The sequence below is a fragment of the Ignavibacteriota bacterium genome, from assembly GCA_019637995.1.
Taxonomy (GTDB): Bacteria; Bacteroidota; Ignavibacteria; order Kapaibacteriales; family UBA2268; genus JANJTB01.
The window spans coordinates 1,403,056-1,419,420 of sequence record JAHBUQ010000002.1 but is presented as its reverse complement, the minus strand read 5'-3'; the positions used below and the strand labels follow the sequence as shown (position 1 = coordinate 1,419,420).

The window sequence follows — 16,365 nt, the reverse complement described above, 5'->3', positions numbered from 1 at the left end:
GTGCTATTTTCATATTTTATATCCAATCCTCGACCAATGAATCAATTTCAGCCATAGTGCTTATAGTAAAATCTATAACGTCAACAATGTTGATAAAGTGCATTATATCTTCAGTTTCGAGTGTGATTTCGTGTTTTTTACGTTCTTTCAGCCATTTGTCAAGCACCTGATATCCGCCTATATAAAAGTTCCAGATTTCATCAGAAATTCCATCGAAATATCTTTCTTTGTTTATATATACTTTACCAGCAATTCTACCAACTTTTTCAACCGAATAATTATTCCCCTCGCCTGAAAGCTTAGCGATTCCACGATTTGTCTTTATATTTAATAAATGATGTTGAATTAATTCCCAACCAATATCAGATAATTTTTCAAATGTAACATGACTATCAACAAACGGTATTCTTGGAAAATCAATTTTCAGAAATTCAATATATTTTTCACGGTAAATTTTGCTGTGAAGTATAGCATAGATATATCCGAGAATCTGCTCAGGGGTGTATTTTTCGGAATATTTTTCTTTCAAATATTTTCTAAATTCTTTAGTAAAATTATCCTTTTTGTCATCTTCTTTAAATAAATATCCATTACCATTTTCGTCAGTATTTCCATTTTCCTGATAGATGTAGAGGGGGAATGAGTAGGTCATGTCATTAATACTATGCCTGCAAACTAAATGTTCTGATACCATGAAATTATTAGTATCTTTTTTTCTTAAAAAACGACCAGCTGATAATACAATATTGCCTTTTAATATATGCTGCATTAATCCAAATCTTGCTCTTTGTAGTAATTTTTTGTCATATAAAATGTACCTGTAATCGAAAGGTCTATAAAAATATGGTTTAACATCTTGCAAATATTTTTTTCCATATTGAATGCTTTTAAATTTTACAAATTCAATATCCTTGCCAGAAGCAATGCCCATATTCTTTTTATTGAATATTGACGATAGATTATAAAATTTCGAATATGAGGAAAAATTTGTATAGTCTTTAATTGTAAAGAAATAATTCCCAGCTTCAGGGTTTAATTCCGTCCAGTCAGTATTTCTTATAGAATGTGCCCACAAATAATCATACTTCGATTGTTTAACACCATATAAATCTTTATAAAAAACTTTACATTTTTTGTTCTTCTTTTTATCTTTTTTGACAAATATTGAGATTGAAACACCTTGCATTATCTCGAAAATGTTTTCATCTTTAGTGCCATCAGCAGATTTTTCTCCAATTCTTGAATTACCATGCAAATTTACTATATAAATCTCATCAAATTCTTTGAGTAATTCTTCTCTCATTCCACGATGGATAAGTCCATCAAGGAAGGAATTATTGGTAATGATGCCAACAACGCCTTTGTCAAGTTTTTCCATTTTCCAATGTGCAAACCTAATGAATTTAATGTAGTCATCTGAAAGTGGCTGAATATTTTTTTCTGATTTGACAGCAGTTTTATATAAATTCAATTTATCTTCGGAAATGAAACCTGTTTTATTTTGGCTACTAACCGAATACGGCGGATTTCCGACAACAACAAGTACATCTTCATTCTTGATGCGGTTCGCCTCACGCCCTTCCATTGTTAAATGTGGCATAAAAGCAAATGGCTTGGGCTCGTTGTTGCTGAGTGTATTTGTTAAGTAGATGCTTAATCTGTTTCCGTCCCAAAGATGATAACCTTCTTCTTTGAGAAATTCTGTGATTTTGAGATGTGCCACAACATAAGGTGCTAACATCAATTCAAAACCATAAAAACGATTGATTAACCGCTCATTAAGTATTTTATTGACTAACGACTTATCTCCGTATCTAAACGAACTTTGTAATGCCTGCATGAATACATTAAGTAAATATGTACCCGTTCCGCAAGCAAAATCAAGGACTGTAACTTTATCATTTGAGAATCCTTGTGGCATTCCGAAAGTATCTTTCAGGACTTCTTCAATTGAGCGAACAATATAAGATACAACCGCTTCGGGTGTATAGTAAACACCTCGTAATTCACGCTGAGTTTTGTCGTATTTTTTAAGAAAATCTTCGTAGAAATATATAAACGGGTCATGGAAACCTTGCTCACGATGGCGATATTCTGCAAATTCGTGCTTAATTGCTGCATAATCTGTTACCTTTAGAATTGCCAGTATTTCATCAATCGCCCATACTATTTCTTTTGGAAAATCATCAAGATTATGGAATAATTCCTTTATCAGTGGGAATGAATTTGGCATAAGCGAAAATGCAGTATAGTGGTTCAGTTCATCCTTAGCAGAGATGCAATTCAATCCGCCGAGGAATAATCCATAAGTAATCGTTTGGGCATAAATATCTGAAAAATAATCAGTTTCGAGTGTTGGTAGCAAAGTATCCCGAAAAACTTCATACATTGCATAAAGTTTATTTATTGAATTAAACGAATACTCAGATAAGTTGATTTTGCTGAACTCACGCAGATATGTAGCTTTTTGAGCAAGTTTTTCTGCTAAATCATCAACTTTTGTGATAGTATCCGGCTCAGATGAGAAGAATTCATCTAAAAGCTCACTTAATTGCTCAATATTTGATTTTTCTACTTTAAATCTCTTTTTGGGTAAATCAAATTCGGTGAATATAAACGCTTCTCTGACAACTTCACCCTTTCTGACCAGATAAAAATCCAGATAATCAGTTAGAATAATATTATCAGATAATTGCGAATATTTATAAATCTGGTCAGATCTAAGTAAACCTTTTAAATTTTCACCAATTTTTTTAGTTTCAATTAACCCGATTGTCAGATGATAATGTGTGGTTATCTTAAAATCCGGTCTGCCATAATTGCCGACTTTCAGCGGCTCGTGCTTAATCAGTAAATTTCTTCCTGAATATTCGCTTTCAAATTCAATCAGAAAATTCTGCAAATATGTACGGAAAGTATGCTCTGAATTTTCATTCTGAGATGCGAATTCCGCTTTAATATTTTCGTAATATTTTTGAAACATACTGAAAGAAAAATTTAGCAAGATTAGAATTTAAGTTATTTACAAAAATAAACAAATCAGAGCTAATAAAAAATATTCCGATTCAATTTTGATTAAATCGGAATATTTAAAATAAATAAAACTTTAAATTAATTTCCTTTAAAATCGGCTTTTCTTTTTTCAAGGAAAGCAGAAGTACCTTCTTTGAAATCATTTGTCCCGCAGGTTTCTCCGAAAAGTTTGGATTCATAAGCAAGTCCTTCAGCAGGACTAAGTGTTTCTGAGGCATTTACAGCCTGAACAGATGCTTTGACAGCAAGGGGTCCTTTTGAAAGTACAAGTTTTACAAATTCTTCAGTTTTTGCCATAAGTTCAGATTGCGGAAAAACTTTATTAACCAGACCAATTCTATAAGCTTCCTCAGCATTGATGATATTGCCTGAAATAATGAGCTCCATGCTGTTTGCCTTTCCTGTTAGCCGTGAAAGGCGTTGAGTACCTCCGTATCCGGGAAGAATGCCCAAATTAACTTCAGGCTGACCAAATTTTGCATTATCAGAAGCAAATCTGATATGACATGACATAGCAAGCTCGCACCCACCACCAAGTGCGAAACCGTTAACCGCTGCAATAACAGGAATATCAAGTGCTTCGAGCCGAGCCATTACATCAGAGCCATATTTTGAGAATTGTTCACCTGTAGTAGCATCGCAGGCATTCAGCTCTTTGATATCGGCACCTGCGGCAAAAGCTTTTTCACCACTTCCTGTTAAAATCAATGCATAAATATCGTTTGAATTTGCCACATCAGAAATAACTGCATCGAGGTCATCGAAGAGTTGTTTATTAAGAGCATTTAGTTTATCAGGTCTGCTTAATGTTACTAAAGCGTAATTAATCCGTTTTTCATAAATTAAAGTTTCGAAGTTCATAAAAAATATCCTATTTTTGAGTTAATTAAAATGAACTAAACGTATAAAAGTTTGTTTTAATTGTCAAATAGTGATTTGTTTTTGATTGAAAAGATTTTTCAATCAGTTTTATTAAAGTGTTAACAAATTGAAATTTCAAATATTTACATGGAATTATATAGTTACAAAGCTTCATAGTTTGAAGTTATTGCTCCTTTTCATATTTATACCCGGATTTGCAAATTCTCAAATTGATTCAATTTATCAGGATAAAATTCTTATTGCAACTGATTCACTTCAAAAAATAATTATATCAGATTCTACATCAGTTACTCCTGAGGACAGCCTTTTTTCTCAAAAAGTAAGAGATAAGATGGATTCCCTCAATTATGAAGTACAGATGCAATTAATCACAGATAGAGTAGCACGCTCCGGATTGGACACTATTGTTACTTATAAAGCAAGCGACTCGATAGTATATAATCTAAAATCCCAGAAAATGCGACTTCGGGGTGATGCAGAAATTAAGTATAAAACTCAGCAACTTAATGCTGAAGTAATTGAGATGTCTTTCCAGAATTCCGAGATGACTTCATTTGGCTCTATAGACAGCAACGGCAAATTAATCGGCTATCCAAAATTTAATGACAAAGGTGAGGATTATTTCGGGGAGAATATCAGGTTTAATTTTCAGTCCGGACAAGGTGTTATAGCTGTCGGCGAAACACAAATCAGCGACGGTTTCTATTTCGGCACAAAAATAAAGCGTATGAGCGAATCCGAGATGTTTATTGAGGGTGGTTACTACACAACTTGCGACCATCCTGAGCCACACTTTCACTTTGGTTCGAGTAAAATGAAAATTATAGCCGATGACCGTGTCCTGCTTGACCCTCTGGTACTGTATATTGAAGATTTGCCGGTATTCATAATGCCTTTTGGGCTCTTTTTCCCAACACAAAGCGGTCGCAAGTCAGGGCTGATTATACCGTCATTTTTTTTCTCTCAAAGTCGTGGTGTTGTGTTCCAGAATTTAGGTTTCTACTGGGCTGCTTCAGATTACTGGGATACTCAAATCAAAACTGATTTGTATACTAAAGGCGGATATATGCTCAAAAATCAGACCCGCTGGGCACTTAGAAATCAATTCAACGGCAATCTTGAGCTTGAATATGGCAAAACCCGTTTCAATGTTGATGATGAATGGACTACAAACTGGCGCCTTAAACTTAATCATAATCAGGATTTCACACCAAACGATAAGGCTGTTGTAAATCTTGATTTCACTTCAAGTGATTTCAATAGAAACACAAGCTCTACTATGCCCAATTTTATTCAACAAAATATACGCTCTGCCGCATCATACACTAAAAATTTTGAAAACAGAACGACCCTTTCAGTGAATTTTGACAGAGACCAAAATATTGTTACAGATGGATTTAACCAAAATGCTGCAGCAAGATTCAACTTACCTACAAGCAGGTTTTTCTCACAAATCAAATCACTTCCTCGCTGGGTTCGTGATATTTCTTTCAGCTATTCATCAAGTGGCATTTATCAAAGCAATAAAACACCTGAAACTACTATTCTGCCAATTGATAATGACCCTTTAGATCTTGATACAATTAATAAGTTCAGATATGACACAAGATATCGAATTGAACACAGACCGTCTGTAAGTATCAATCCTAAATTCGGATACTTTACAGTCAGTCCATTTGTAAATTTCAGTATGAATAATTATTTTCGAAGAGTTGACAGACGTTGGAATGATGCCGATTCAAGTATTATCGAAGATGAATCAAATGGCTTTTATTATGAATACAATTATGGTATGGGTATAAATGTACAAACGAAATTGTACGGTGTAACTGATGACACTAAGCCTCTATTTTGGCTTCTGAAACCTTCGTCATTGGGAATCAAAGCGGCAAGACATGTTTATAATCCAAATATTGCTTTTGTATTAAATCCTGACCAGTCAGCTCCTGAGCATGGATTCTACGGGACTTATTACGACACAAGAAGCAATCGCGAAGTCTTGTATTCACGATTTGAGTTAGATGGTGGTGGTATTGCATCAAGAGCTTTTTCAAGCTCAATCAGGTATTCAGACATTCACAGCTTTGAGATTAAGCTACCCCAAAAAGATACATTGCCTGATGTTAATGTGGAAATTCTAAGGTTAAACTTGTCCACAGGATATGATTTTGCACGCGACTCGCTCAATTTAAGTGATTTGAATATCGGATTTCGTTCACCTTCACTGAAGATTTTAGATTTTAACGGAAATGCTAATTTTAAATTTTATGATGAAGACGTCATTACTACAACTGATGCTCAGGGGAACATCCGCGAGCAGTACGTTACGGTCAACCGTATGCTTGCAGGAAGCGGAAAAGGTTTGATGAGATTAACAAACTTAAGTCTTAACTTTTCAACAACATTCTCTTCTAAAGGAATTGATTTAGGCAGTCGCCATCAAACAATTCAGGATGACACTACTCAAACTGAGGAAGAAAAAGTTGAATTTGGTAAAAGATTCCAAGCCAGACATGACGGAGCTACTTCAATAAGTGATTTGTATGGAGATTCATCTCCCGGATACTCTTCGATGAATGTACCATGGAATGTTAATCTCGGACTTGTTTACAGTTATTCACGCCCTTCTATGAATCCGGCAACTAAGCGTGAGTCAATTAATCTTAGGTTCTCCGGTAATTTACGGCTGACCGAAACCTGGTCAATTAATACAAATGGTGGATATGATTTTGTAAGTCATACTTTTAATGTTCCTCAAATCAATTTCATCAAAGATCTTCATTGCTGGGAACTTGTTTTCAATTGGACTCCTGTCGGTGGAAATTCGGGATTTTATCTGAAACTCGGAATTCGTGCTTCTCAGCTTAAAGATTTAAGATATGAGCTTCAGGACAATCCGTTAATGAGATAAGCAAAATCTATTACACAAAATGGTATCCTGAAATGTTAAACAATTTGTATGGGTTATTGAAAATTAATATTCCGGAAATAAATGCATCTGATATTTCAAATTCATACCAATCTTAAATCACATCATTTTTTAGTTAATTCATTGATTAAGCCGTTGAATATGATACTATGAAATGGCAGAACACTCAACCAATATAATCTTCCGATTAAGCCCTTTGGTCTGTATGTAGCGGTTTGAATCAACATATCATCGTTTATTTTAAATTCTAACCATGCTTCACCGGGGAGCTTCATTTCTGCAAATAATAATAGTCTTCCTTCTTCCTTGCTTGCATATAGTACACGCCAAAAATCAAGTGTATCACCTGCCTGAATTTTATTCAAATTTGTTCTGCCTCTTCTTAAACCAACTCCACCTGCAACTTTATCCAAAAAACCCCTGATGACCCAAAGCCAGTTAGCATAATACCAGCCGTTTTTACCTCCAATACTCCAAATTTTATCCAAACAGTTTGATATATTTATTACCCCTTTTTTTCTAATATCTTTATAGCAGCCAAATTCCGGTACATTTATATATTCAGATATTTTGTAGTCAATTCTTCCGCTGACAGTAGAATCTTTCCAACTTGAGATAATTTCACTTTGCTCAATTCTTTCAAATGCTCTCTTGATTGATTCTTTATAAGATAATGGCTTTAACCCCAATATCTTATGAATTTCGTTATTGTTTGCGATAACCTCAATTTTCATACTGTCCACCAAAGAAGACGCAAGTGTATAGGTGGTTGATGTAACAAAAAACAACCAGTATGATGATAATCTTGGAGTCATTACAGGGACTGTCCAAATGTACCTTTTCAATTCGCGAACTTCGGCATAGCCCAAAAGCATTTCTTTATAAGTAAGAATATCCTCGCCTGCAATATCAAAACTCTTATTAAATGTTAGTTTATTATTTAAAACACCGGTAAGTATTTTGATTACATCAGAAATACCGATTGGCTGACAAAGGGTTTTTAGCCATTTCGGGGCAATCATCACAGGTAGTTTTTCCACTAAGTCGCGTATAATCTCAAATGAAGCACTTCCTGAGCCAATTATTACTCCTGCACGAACCGTAGTCAGAGAATAATTTCCCTTAGATAATTCTATTTCTACATTTTTACGAGAATTAAGATGCTTTGAAAGTGTTTTGGAATTAACGATACCACTCAGATAAATTACTTGCTTAACGTTTGTCTTGCTTAAAGCATCTCTAAAATTAATAGCAGATTGCTTTTCCAAATCTTCATAGTTTTTCGTTGTGGACATTGAATGAACTAAATAATAAGCAAAATCAATATCTTCGGGAATATTATCTAAGGAACTTCTATTTGTTAAATCGTTCTCTATGATTTCAATTTTATCTAATAACGAACTTTCAGGATTGAATTTACTTTTATCCCGCACGCTGCATACCACTGAAAAACCCTTATCAACCAGTACAGGTAGTAATCTTTTACCGATGTAGCCGGTCGAGCCGGTTAATAATACTTTCATTTTTGTTTTCTTTGTTAAGTATTTGCTAATCATCTAATGACATCTACTTAATAAATGATTATACAAAAATACGGAATTAATTCTAAAATAGATTTTAATATCATGAAAAAATAACAAACAATCATCTTACAAAAATGATTGTATTAGGATTTTGCATAACCTCAAATGAGTGTTCTTGCACACCTAAAGTATTAAATTTTAAAATTTTTCCGTTGTTGATATGATTTCCTGCATTACAAAGCCAAATAGAGCCGTCCAAATGTGAAACAGATAATCCATACCAGATATCCTGAGGATAATTATTAACTACTAAACTTGTTATTTTGCCGGTTTCAAAATCAAGAACTGAAATACCCGACTCTCCCATAGTTTTACTACCTTTGGGCTTTTGACTGATGAAATATAATTTATTGTCAAATGGATTAAATGTCAGGTTCCTTGTTCTGATGCTCCAACGACGTACTTCTTCCAAAGTTTTCAGTTTATACATCACGATTCCACCAGTGCTGTCTTCTCTTGATGGCAAATCATAGTAAGCTGCAAATAATAAATCGTGTTCGGGAACAACAAGCACTTCATTGCAATTTGTACCTGATTTGATTTTTTTGATTTCAAGAGAATTTTCAAGAGAAATTATTGAAATTGTTCCGGCATCGGGATGCAGGTAATTAAAATCACCATAGGCAGAATTTGCTGTAAAAATGAACCCATCGTGATATGCAATTCCTTCCGGCTGGGGTCCAACTTCAATTTCCTTTTGAATAGAACTGCTGTTTATATTAACAATTACAATTGAATTTCTAAGCAGACAACTTACGCAAAATGTACTGTCACTAATTCGGTCGATGTGTCGTGGCTGACAGTTTTCCGGCATTGGAATATCTTTAATTTTCAAACCGGATTTAATATTTACTAGTCTTAAAATTGATGGAGTTGTCAGTACAATAATTGCTGTATCACCTTTTAGAATAATGTCATTGGCTGTGTCACCCAATTTTTCATTATTATTTGAAGACTTAAAATATTCTTTAACAACTTCACCTGACTGGCTTTTTATTAAAGTCAGAGCAGAGTTATCATATCCTTGTAGTCCTTCCGAAAGTACCAGTATATCACCTGAGTCAGCTTTATTAGTGTTAATTGGCAAACTATCTGTTGGTGTTTTTACGCAAGCAAAAAAAGTAACAAACATTGCAAGTATTATCAAAAGAATAACAAGGTTCTTCATTTAAACCGAAAAATTATAATCAAAGATTAATCAACGATTAGCAACGGTTTTAATTTTTAAAATAATGTGCAACTATATGACTATTTTAAATTACTACGTCTATTATCTTTTAATTAAGCAAAATTTCGAAAAGATGGAAGATTTATCAAATATAAGAAGAGATTACAGCAAGTTCAGTTTAGATATTGAGAGCATTAACAAAAACCCTTATGAGCAGTTTGATATTTGGATGAAAGATGCCTTAGCAGGAGAATTTTTAGAGCCTACGGCATTCTCAATATCTACTGTTTCAAATTCGGGCAGACCGTCATCAAGAATAGTGCTTTTGAAATCTTATGATGAGCGTGGATTTGTGTTCTATACTAATTATTTAAGTCGTAAAGGTGTGGAAATACTTGGAAATCCTTATGGTTCGATGCTTTTTTTCTGGGACAAATTTGAGAGACAGATAAGAATTGAGGGTCGCATTGAAAAAGCATCAAAGGAAGAATCTGAAGCATATTTTTCAAAAAGACCCTATACAAGCCGATTGGGTGCTTGGGCATCTGAGCAGAGCAAACCTCTTAAAAGCAGATTCACTTTAATCAGAAAAGTAGCCGGTTTGATGCTAAAATATCCGGTCAATGTACCACTTCCTGATTTCTGGGGTGGATACAGGCTAATACCTGATGAATTTGAATTCTGGCAGGGACGCGAAAGCCGTCTGCACGACAGATTTAAATATGAATTAATCGGTAGTGAATGGAAAATCGAAAGGCTTTCTCCTTAAACAAAGAAAGCCCCATTTAATTTACTTTTTCTTCTTTTTGGGTGGAGCTGACCTGAGCTTGGATGGAATAAATTCATCCAACGTCCAGTCTGTTGATATGAAGTGCACACCCGGAATTTCATCTGTATCAGGGTAGAATATCTGAAGTTTTTGTTCGATATTAGCAAAGTAATGTACCGGAATAAAGTCCTTGTTGCTGATTGTAATAACACCAGAGCCTGAAATTGTAGATTCGGTTCTAATCATAGTTTCATTTGTTAACACATTGATTGCACCGGTGCCGGTCTTAATATAGCTGAACTTGTTGCAGCTGTGACCAAGAGTATCAAGAGGATGACGGGCTCTGAAAAGTGAGGACTGATTGAGTGTCGCACATGGTACTCCGTTTTCACACAATGTATCCTTAGAATTAACAAGCCAGGATTCATTAATATAGCGATAGCGCTCTTTGAAAGGAAAAAATAAATATGGTGCAAATGCCCCACCAGGTGACATAGCATATAGTAAACTATCATCAGACATACTGCCAATTCTGTTGCCTAAAGAGTCGAGCCATAAGTACGATTTCCTGTTTTGCCAGGGCGAGGAAGTCCTCCTGGATTTTTCAGCACCACCAATTGATTCATCTGAAATCAGACTTTTCAGATTGAAATTAAGCAAATATCTTTTGTCTTTGGTCACTGAATCGCAAGTAATTTCAATATATTCGAATCTTGTTTTCTCAAGAGGTTTGCCATAATTGATTACGATACTGTCAAATGATGCGATTTTATATCTCAAAGTATCTCCCTTGAAAAAGAGATATTTGTATTCCTGAAGCTCGTAGATTATCATTTTCTCACGCTCATCATTACTTGAGTTATCCTGAGAAAATAATACTAAACTGTATGAAAATATTAAAAGTATTATAGCTGATAGCGAAAATTTCATGTATCTCATCTTTAAAAATCATGATTAATTATATCTAATACTTATATAGACGAATAAATATGATTTTAATAAAAAATATTCTTGATTTTTGAATTTTGTGAATTCAGTCAGATTTACTGCTAATAGCCTAAATATTTATGAAACAGGCGCTTATAGCTACTGTATCAGTAAATAAAGAGCAAATAATAATTAATATGCAAAGTCAACTATTAATAAATCACAGGAACAAGTCCTCCAATAGATACATAACTGTTATATGTTTTAAACAGTTTAAATTCGTCGTTTTCTTTGATTGCATCAATTACGATTCTTTGTGATGATTTTGAGCCGATATAAGCAAACGTCGCTTTGAAAATTATTTTATTTCCCTGAGTGGTTTCTTTAAGAAAAACGCCTGAAACCGGCTTCAAATCCACAAGCTCTCCATAAACTGCTTTGTTGGAATCCTGAGCTGCAAGGTATTTGGCAAAAGTATTATCAACTTTGTAATCAATAGAAGTCAATGAATAATAAGCTTCCTCAAAATTACCACTTTGGAGTAACTGTTTGTAGGGCTCAATTAATTGCTCAATTATTTGGGGACTGACTTTCGAACTTGTTTTAGACTGCATAAAAAAAGCTATACCACTCATTAATGCTATTACAAGGAGAACTATCCAGACTATGTATTTACCTTTCATCTCAAACAACCTTTAAAATTGTTAATAAATTATAATATTTTTTCACATCACAGTTAATAAGACGAATAATATATTTATAATTTTGATTATGAATTAAATTACTCTTATGCTCAATTTAATATATAAAACATCACGATTTTTTGGGGTTTTGCGGTTATGCTGTGTTTCAAAAAGGTAGCCGAGCGTTAGTTCATGCCTTTTGGCAAGTTTATGATTAACATCAAATCTGTACCGGCTTCTGTCAATAAAATCACGATTTGTTTCGTAGAATAATTCACCGGAAACAGCAAATGATGTTTTATCAAAGACTTGATATTCCAACATTAATCTTTGTCTTAAAAGCTCCTTAAGTCTGTAAATATTGTCTTTGTTCTGATATCTCGTTCGTGTTTTTATGGAGAAATCGCCTATAGGAATATTGATATTGAAATTTGTAAAATACTCTGAAAGCCATTCAGGTTCGCTATTTTTAATCCTTATAACACCTGAAATCCTGAAATACTCCAAAAATCTATAGCTTGCACCAAATTGCAAAAAAGAATTTGCAATATCGGAGTTGGTAATATCCATTCTAAGACTATTAGCTAATTCAAATCTGATGTCGTCTGTCAGCCTGAATTCGAACTCATTCCCAATCCAAATCTGCTCAGTTTGTTCTATCGGAACCTGAGAATTCGTTTTATGCAAAATGATAAAAAATATAAAAAATAATTTTAATAATTTAAATTTCATATTTTACTTGTAAAATATTCTTAAAAGCACAGTATCTCTTAGCAAATCAATTCTACCTATGTCAACTCTTGTAACATTGAGACCCGTTCTTTGCTTTAAATCAGCTATTAATTCATCATGTTTTTCAGGTTTGATTAATTCAATCTTCTCGTAGCGGATTATCTTTTTCATTTCAGATGTAATCCAGCTTCTATCTGTAAAAAACACAATCAACACTATAAACAGATTTATAAAAAGCAAATGTACAATAGCAATATTTGCAGTTGCAAGAGCATTTAGCACTGCAAGAGCAATTGATACAAACATATAAGTCATATCACGAATCGGAACTGTATAGGTCCGGTAACGAAGAATTGAAAATATTGCAAATATACCAAATGCAAAACCTACACTAAGACTTGCACTATTTAGAATAAAACATATTATAAATATTACAACATTGAAAATGAACATCGTAAACATATAATCACGATTACCGCTCCTGAATTGGTAGATTTTGCGGGCAATGATGTAAATGCTTACTAAGTTAATTAATAATCTGAATGCAAATTCAACCTGAAATGCCGCTGAAGGAGCTACTCCAAGAGAATTGAGAATATTCTGAATTGATTCCATTGCAAATTTTATTTATTGTTATTAATTTTGGTTTATAAGAATTGTATTTAATATCAGGTTTAGCAAGCATTAATCCTAATACATACTTGCTCAAGCTCATTTTTTTGAAGTCAGGTCTTTTGATTAAACTGTAAAATTCCCTGTTTTCGGTTGTGCTTTTTGATTTATGCTCCACAATAATCAGATTAGGCAGACGGATTGAACTTCCGTCTGTTATCTGAAATGATAGATCGAAATCAATTGTTACTTTCTCAAAAATACCCGGCTTGAGCAGAGTAATTCTCTTATAATCTACATGAACCTGTGGCTTTAGCTTATTGAGTGGTTTTTTGACTAAAGTTTTAATTTCATCTTCAAAATTTGATATATTGGTTTTCAACGAAGGAGATTTAAACCTGTGCTTATTAGTTTCACCTTTATTATTCTTGTATTTAACTTCTATAAATACATCGCCTGTAAGCTTATAATTCCGTCTTCTCAGCTTATACCTTCCCAGATTTCCGTTTATGTGGCTTTTGAAGAAATCAAGATTTGCAGTATCATAATAAAGATTCGAATAGGTAAATATTCTATTACCTGCAATATCCAAAATATTGAAATCTGTTGAAAGTGTCTTTAAAAGATTTTTCAATTCTGACTTATTACAAATAAATTTAGTATCATATCTGCGAGAAGGACTAATTTTGTTCAGCTCTGAAAGACTGAATGAATTCATCTTGTCAAGAAACCCTTCAAGCGAGCTTTTTCTTTCAATATTTATTGATTCAATAAATATGGCAAATTTCCTTTTTTAAAATTACAACTTTCTAATTACAGTAACACATTAACTTGAAAAAAATCTCAAATTATTTTCAAATTTTGTCAAATTAATTAAAATGTTAAGAATTTGTGAATTTCACAATCTTAAAAATAACAATTTTTTGCTTATTATTAAGTATTTTGTCCTCAATATCTCAATATTTTAATCGTATTTTTTGATATTCTACGATAAAATTTAATAATGACTGCTTTTTTCCGTAATTTTGTAACTGTGGAAGTTACAAAAACCGCCATTTATATAAAATACGATTATGGAGATATTATAAAATGAATTTAAAAAAAATTGTTCCGGCACATAAAACCGAAAATGTAAAATATGCCATCAGGGATATTATTATTTTAGCTAATGAGGTCGCAAAAACCGGCAAAAAAATGTTTTACCTTAACATAGGTGACCCGAATATTTTTGACCACTCAACTCCTAATACTGTAGTTGAAGCAACCTGTAATGCAATAAAATCTAATCAAAACGGCTATGCACCCTCGAGTGGAATAAAAGAAGCGATTGATGCAATCGCACGAGATGCCCAAAAGAAAGGCATAAATAACATTTTGGATATTTTTGTTACCACAGGTGCAAGTGAAGCAATTGAAATCAGTCTTACTGCTCTTCTGAACCGTGGCGAAAACTTTCTGATGCCAACTCCGGGTTATCCGCTTTATACAGCTGTTCAAAGCAAACTGGAATTAGAGCCAAATCCATATTATCTTGACGAAGCCAATAATTGGCAGCCGGATATTGAAGATATCCGCTCTAAAATTAATTCTAAAACCCGCGCTATAGTACTGATTAATCCTAACAACCCTACAGGCTCTGTCTATAAAAAGGAAACTTTAGAGCAAATAGTTGAGCTTGCATTAGAACATAATCTTGTGATTATTGCTGATGAAATCTATGACAAGCTTCTTTTCGACGGTAAGGAAATGACTTCAATTGCTGCTTTGAATCAGGACGTTTCATGCATTACTTTCTCAGGTCTCTCAAAGAATTTTATTGCTCCGGGCTTCAGAATCGGATGGGGTGTGGCAAGCGGCAGAAGCGATATTATGGGTGATTATATTGAGGCAATAAATAAACTTTTGCGTTCCCGCGTATCTGCAAATCATCCTGAACAGTATGCCATTCAGCCGGCTCTCGAAGGCGACCAGTCCCATCTTGAAGTTATGATTAAAAAGCTTGAAACACGCAGAAATATTATGATGGAAACGTTTGCAGGTATAGAAGGCATTGACCTTGTTAAGCCTGAAGGTGCTTTCTATGCTTTCCCGTCAATTGATGTTGCTGATGACAGTCACTTTTGCTCAGAGCTTATCAAAGAAACAGGCGTAATAGTGGTTCCGGGCTCCGGGTTCGGGCAAAAGCCGGGAACACATCACTTCAGGATTGTAACTCTTCCTCAGGAAGATGTGCTCAAGGAAGCATTCAAACATATTGGAGACTTCTATAAGCATTATAAGAGTAAAAACTAAATCTGTAAAAGACAAGAAAAAGCCCCGATATAACTTAGTATATCGGGGCGTTTTTTAGATTAAAGCATTCTTGATTTCTTACTTTAAATTTATTATCCCAAAAAGTATAATCAATTCTTTCCGTGTTTAGTTTCAAGGAAACTGATAGTTTCCCTAATTAAATTTTTGAGTTCATTTTGGTCAATATCTGATAATTTTTTGATGTAGATACATGCTTTGCCCATTTTGAACTTGCCTAAATTATTAAGCAGATATTCATGCTCAGGTAGTCCTGAAAATACATAAAGAGAAATTGCTGCTTTTCTGGGAGAAAATCCAACTAAAAACCAGTCGCCTTGCTGGCTACTTCTTTCAGATTTGTAATGATAACTGCCAAAACCAATCATGGAATCACCCCACATTTTGGGCTCGTAACCGGAGGTATCCTGCATCAGCTTCAGGAGTTCAAAGCTGTCAAGCCTTTTCTGTTCGGTATCTGCAAAGGAATTTATGAATTCATGCACACTTTTACCAGTTATTTTTGTTTTTAATTCAGCCATAATATTATCCTTAATATATAAAGTATTGAGCCTATCAACGATTAATAATATTTATATTTTATTTCCTACTTAAAGCAATAAAAACAAAAACACTTCCATTAGCAACTAATCAAAGTAATTACATTTTAAATATTATCCTTATTATGAAAAGGAATTCTAACTAACTTATTTTAAGCCAACAAAATCATAATTACTCTCAGATTGAATTCGAAATTA

The 16,365-nt window shown here is 33.7% G+C and carries 13 protein-coding genes; 3 read left to right on the top strand and 10 right to left on the bottom strand.

The genetic code is table 11. The annotated features are described in order from the left end of the window. Positions 1–16: 16 nt before the first annotated feature. Positions 17–2,983, bottom strand: a complete 2,967-nt coding sequence (locus KF896_11995; protein MBX3044431.1) for an N-6 DNA methylase — start codon at positions 2,981–2,983, stop codon at positions 17–19. Positions 2,984–3,111: 128 nt separating this feature from the next. Then, positions 3,112–3,894 (bottom strand): enoyl-CoA hydratase/isomerase family protein, encoded by a 783-nt coding sequence (locus KF896_11990; GenBank protein MBX3044430.1) that lies wholly within the window; start codon positions 3,892–3,894, stop codon positions 3,112–3,114. A 178-nt stretch (positions 3,895–4,072) separates the two neighbouring features. Between KF896_11990 and KF896_11985 the strand changes: the two genes are divergently transcribed. Beyond that, entirely contained in the window at positions 4,073–6,826 is a 2,754-nt protein-coding gene (locus KF896_11985; protein MBX3044429.1) for an LPS-assembly protein LptD, read from the top strand. Positions 6,827–6,948: 122 nt separating this feature from the next. Here KF896_11985 and KF896_11980 read toward each other — a convergent pair whose 3' ends face one another. Then, on the bottom strand, positions 6,949–8,367 hold the full coding sequence (locus KF896_11980) for an SDR family oxidoreductase (protein MBX3044428.1): 1,419 nt from the start codon (positions 8,365–8,367) through the stop codon (positions 6,949–6,951). Between the two features lie 121 nt (positions 8,368–8,488). Beyond that, positions 8,489–9,595 carry a hypothetical protein gene (locus tag KF896_11975; protein MBX3044427.1) on the bottom strand — a complete coding sequence of 369 codons (1,107 nt, stop codon included), beginning with the start codon at positions 9,593–9,595 and terminating at the stop codon, positions 8,489–8,491. Between the two features lie 133 nt (positions 9,596–9,728). Here KF896_11975 and pdxH point away from each other — a divergent pair, with 133 nt between their 5' ends. Continuing rightward, positions 9,729–10,364 carry a pyridoxamine 5'-phosphate oxidase gene (gene pdxH, locus KF896_11970; GenBank protein MBX3044426.1) on the top strand — a complete coding sequence of 212 codons (636 nt, stop codon included), beginning with the start codon at positions 9,729–9,731 and terminating at the stop codon, positions 10,362–10,364. A 21-nt stretch (positions 10,365–10,385) separates the two neighbouring features. Here pdxH and KF896_11965 read toward each other — a convergent pair whose 3' ends face one another. The 5 genes from KF896_11965 to KF896_11945 all read right to left on the bottom strand — a co-directional run bounded on the left by KF896_11965 (position 10,386) and on the right by KF896_11945 (position 14,036). Then, the gene (locus tag KF896_11965) at positions 10,386–11,303 is read right to left on the bottom strand and encodes a hypothetical protein (protein MBX3044425.1); all 918 of its coding nucleotides are present in this window, start codon (positions 11,301–11,303) and stop codon (positions 10,386–10,388) included. A 200-nt stretch (positions 11,304–11,503) separates the two neighbouring features. After that, complete coding sequence (locus KF896_11960) at positions 11,504–11,974, bottom strand: hypothetical protein (protein MBX3044424.1); 471 nt, start codon at positions 11,972–11,974, stop codon at positions 11,504–11,506. Between the two features lie 93 nt (positions 11,975–12,067). Beyond that, the gene (locus tag KF896_11955; protein ID MBX3044423.1) at positions 12,068–12,661 is read right to left on the bottom strand and encodes a DUF2490 domain-containing protein; all 594 of its coding nucleotides are present in this window, start codon (positions 12,659–12,661) and stop codon (positions 12,068–12,070) included. A gap of 48 nt (positions 12,662–12,709) precedes the next feature. After that, on the bottom strand, positions 12,710–13,321 hold the full coding sequence (locus KF896_11950) for a DUF4956 domain-containing protein (protein ID MBX3044422.1): 612 nt from the start codon (positions 13,319–13,321) through the stop codon (positions 12,710–12,712). Further along, positions 13,257–14,036, bottom strand: coding sequence for a polyphosphate polymerase domain-containing protein (locus tag KF896_11945; protein ID MBX3044421.1), 780 nt, complete (start codon positions 14,034–14,036; stop codon positions 13,257–13,259). Before KF896_11945 ends, KF896_11950 begins: the two co-directional genes overlap by 65 nt. Positions 14,037–14,407: 371 nt before the next feature. Here KF896_11945 and KF896_11940 point away from each other — a divergent pair, with 371 nt between their 5' ends. Then, entirely contained in the window at positions 14,408–15,610 is a 1,203-nt protein-coding gene (locus KF896_11940) for an aminotransferase class I/II-fold pyridoxal phosphate-dependent enzyme (protein MBX3044420.1), read from the top strand. Positions 15,611–15,720: 110 nt separating this feature from the next. On the opposite strand, the gene KF896_11935 is transcribed toward KF896_11940, so the two are convergent. Beyond that, the gene (locus KF896_11935) at positions 15,721–16,149 is read right to left on the bottom strand and encodes a DUF1801 domain-containing protein (GenBank protein ID MBX3044419.1); all 429 of its coding nucleotides are present in this window, start codon (positions 16,147–16,149) and stop codon (positions 15,721–15,723) included. Positions 16,150–16,365: the final 216 nt, after the last annotated feature.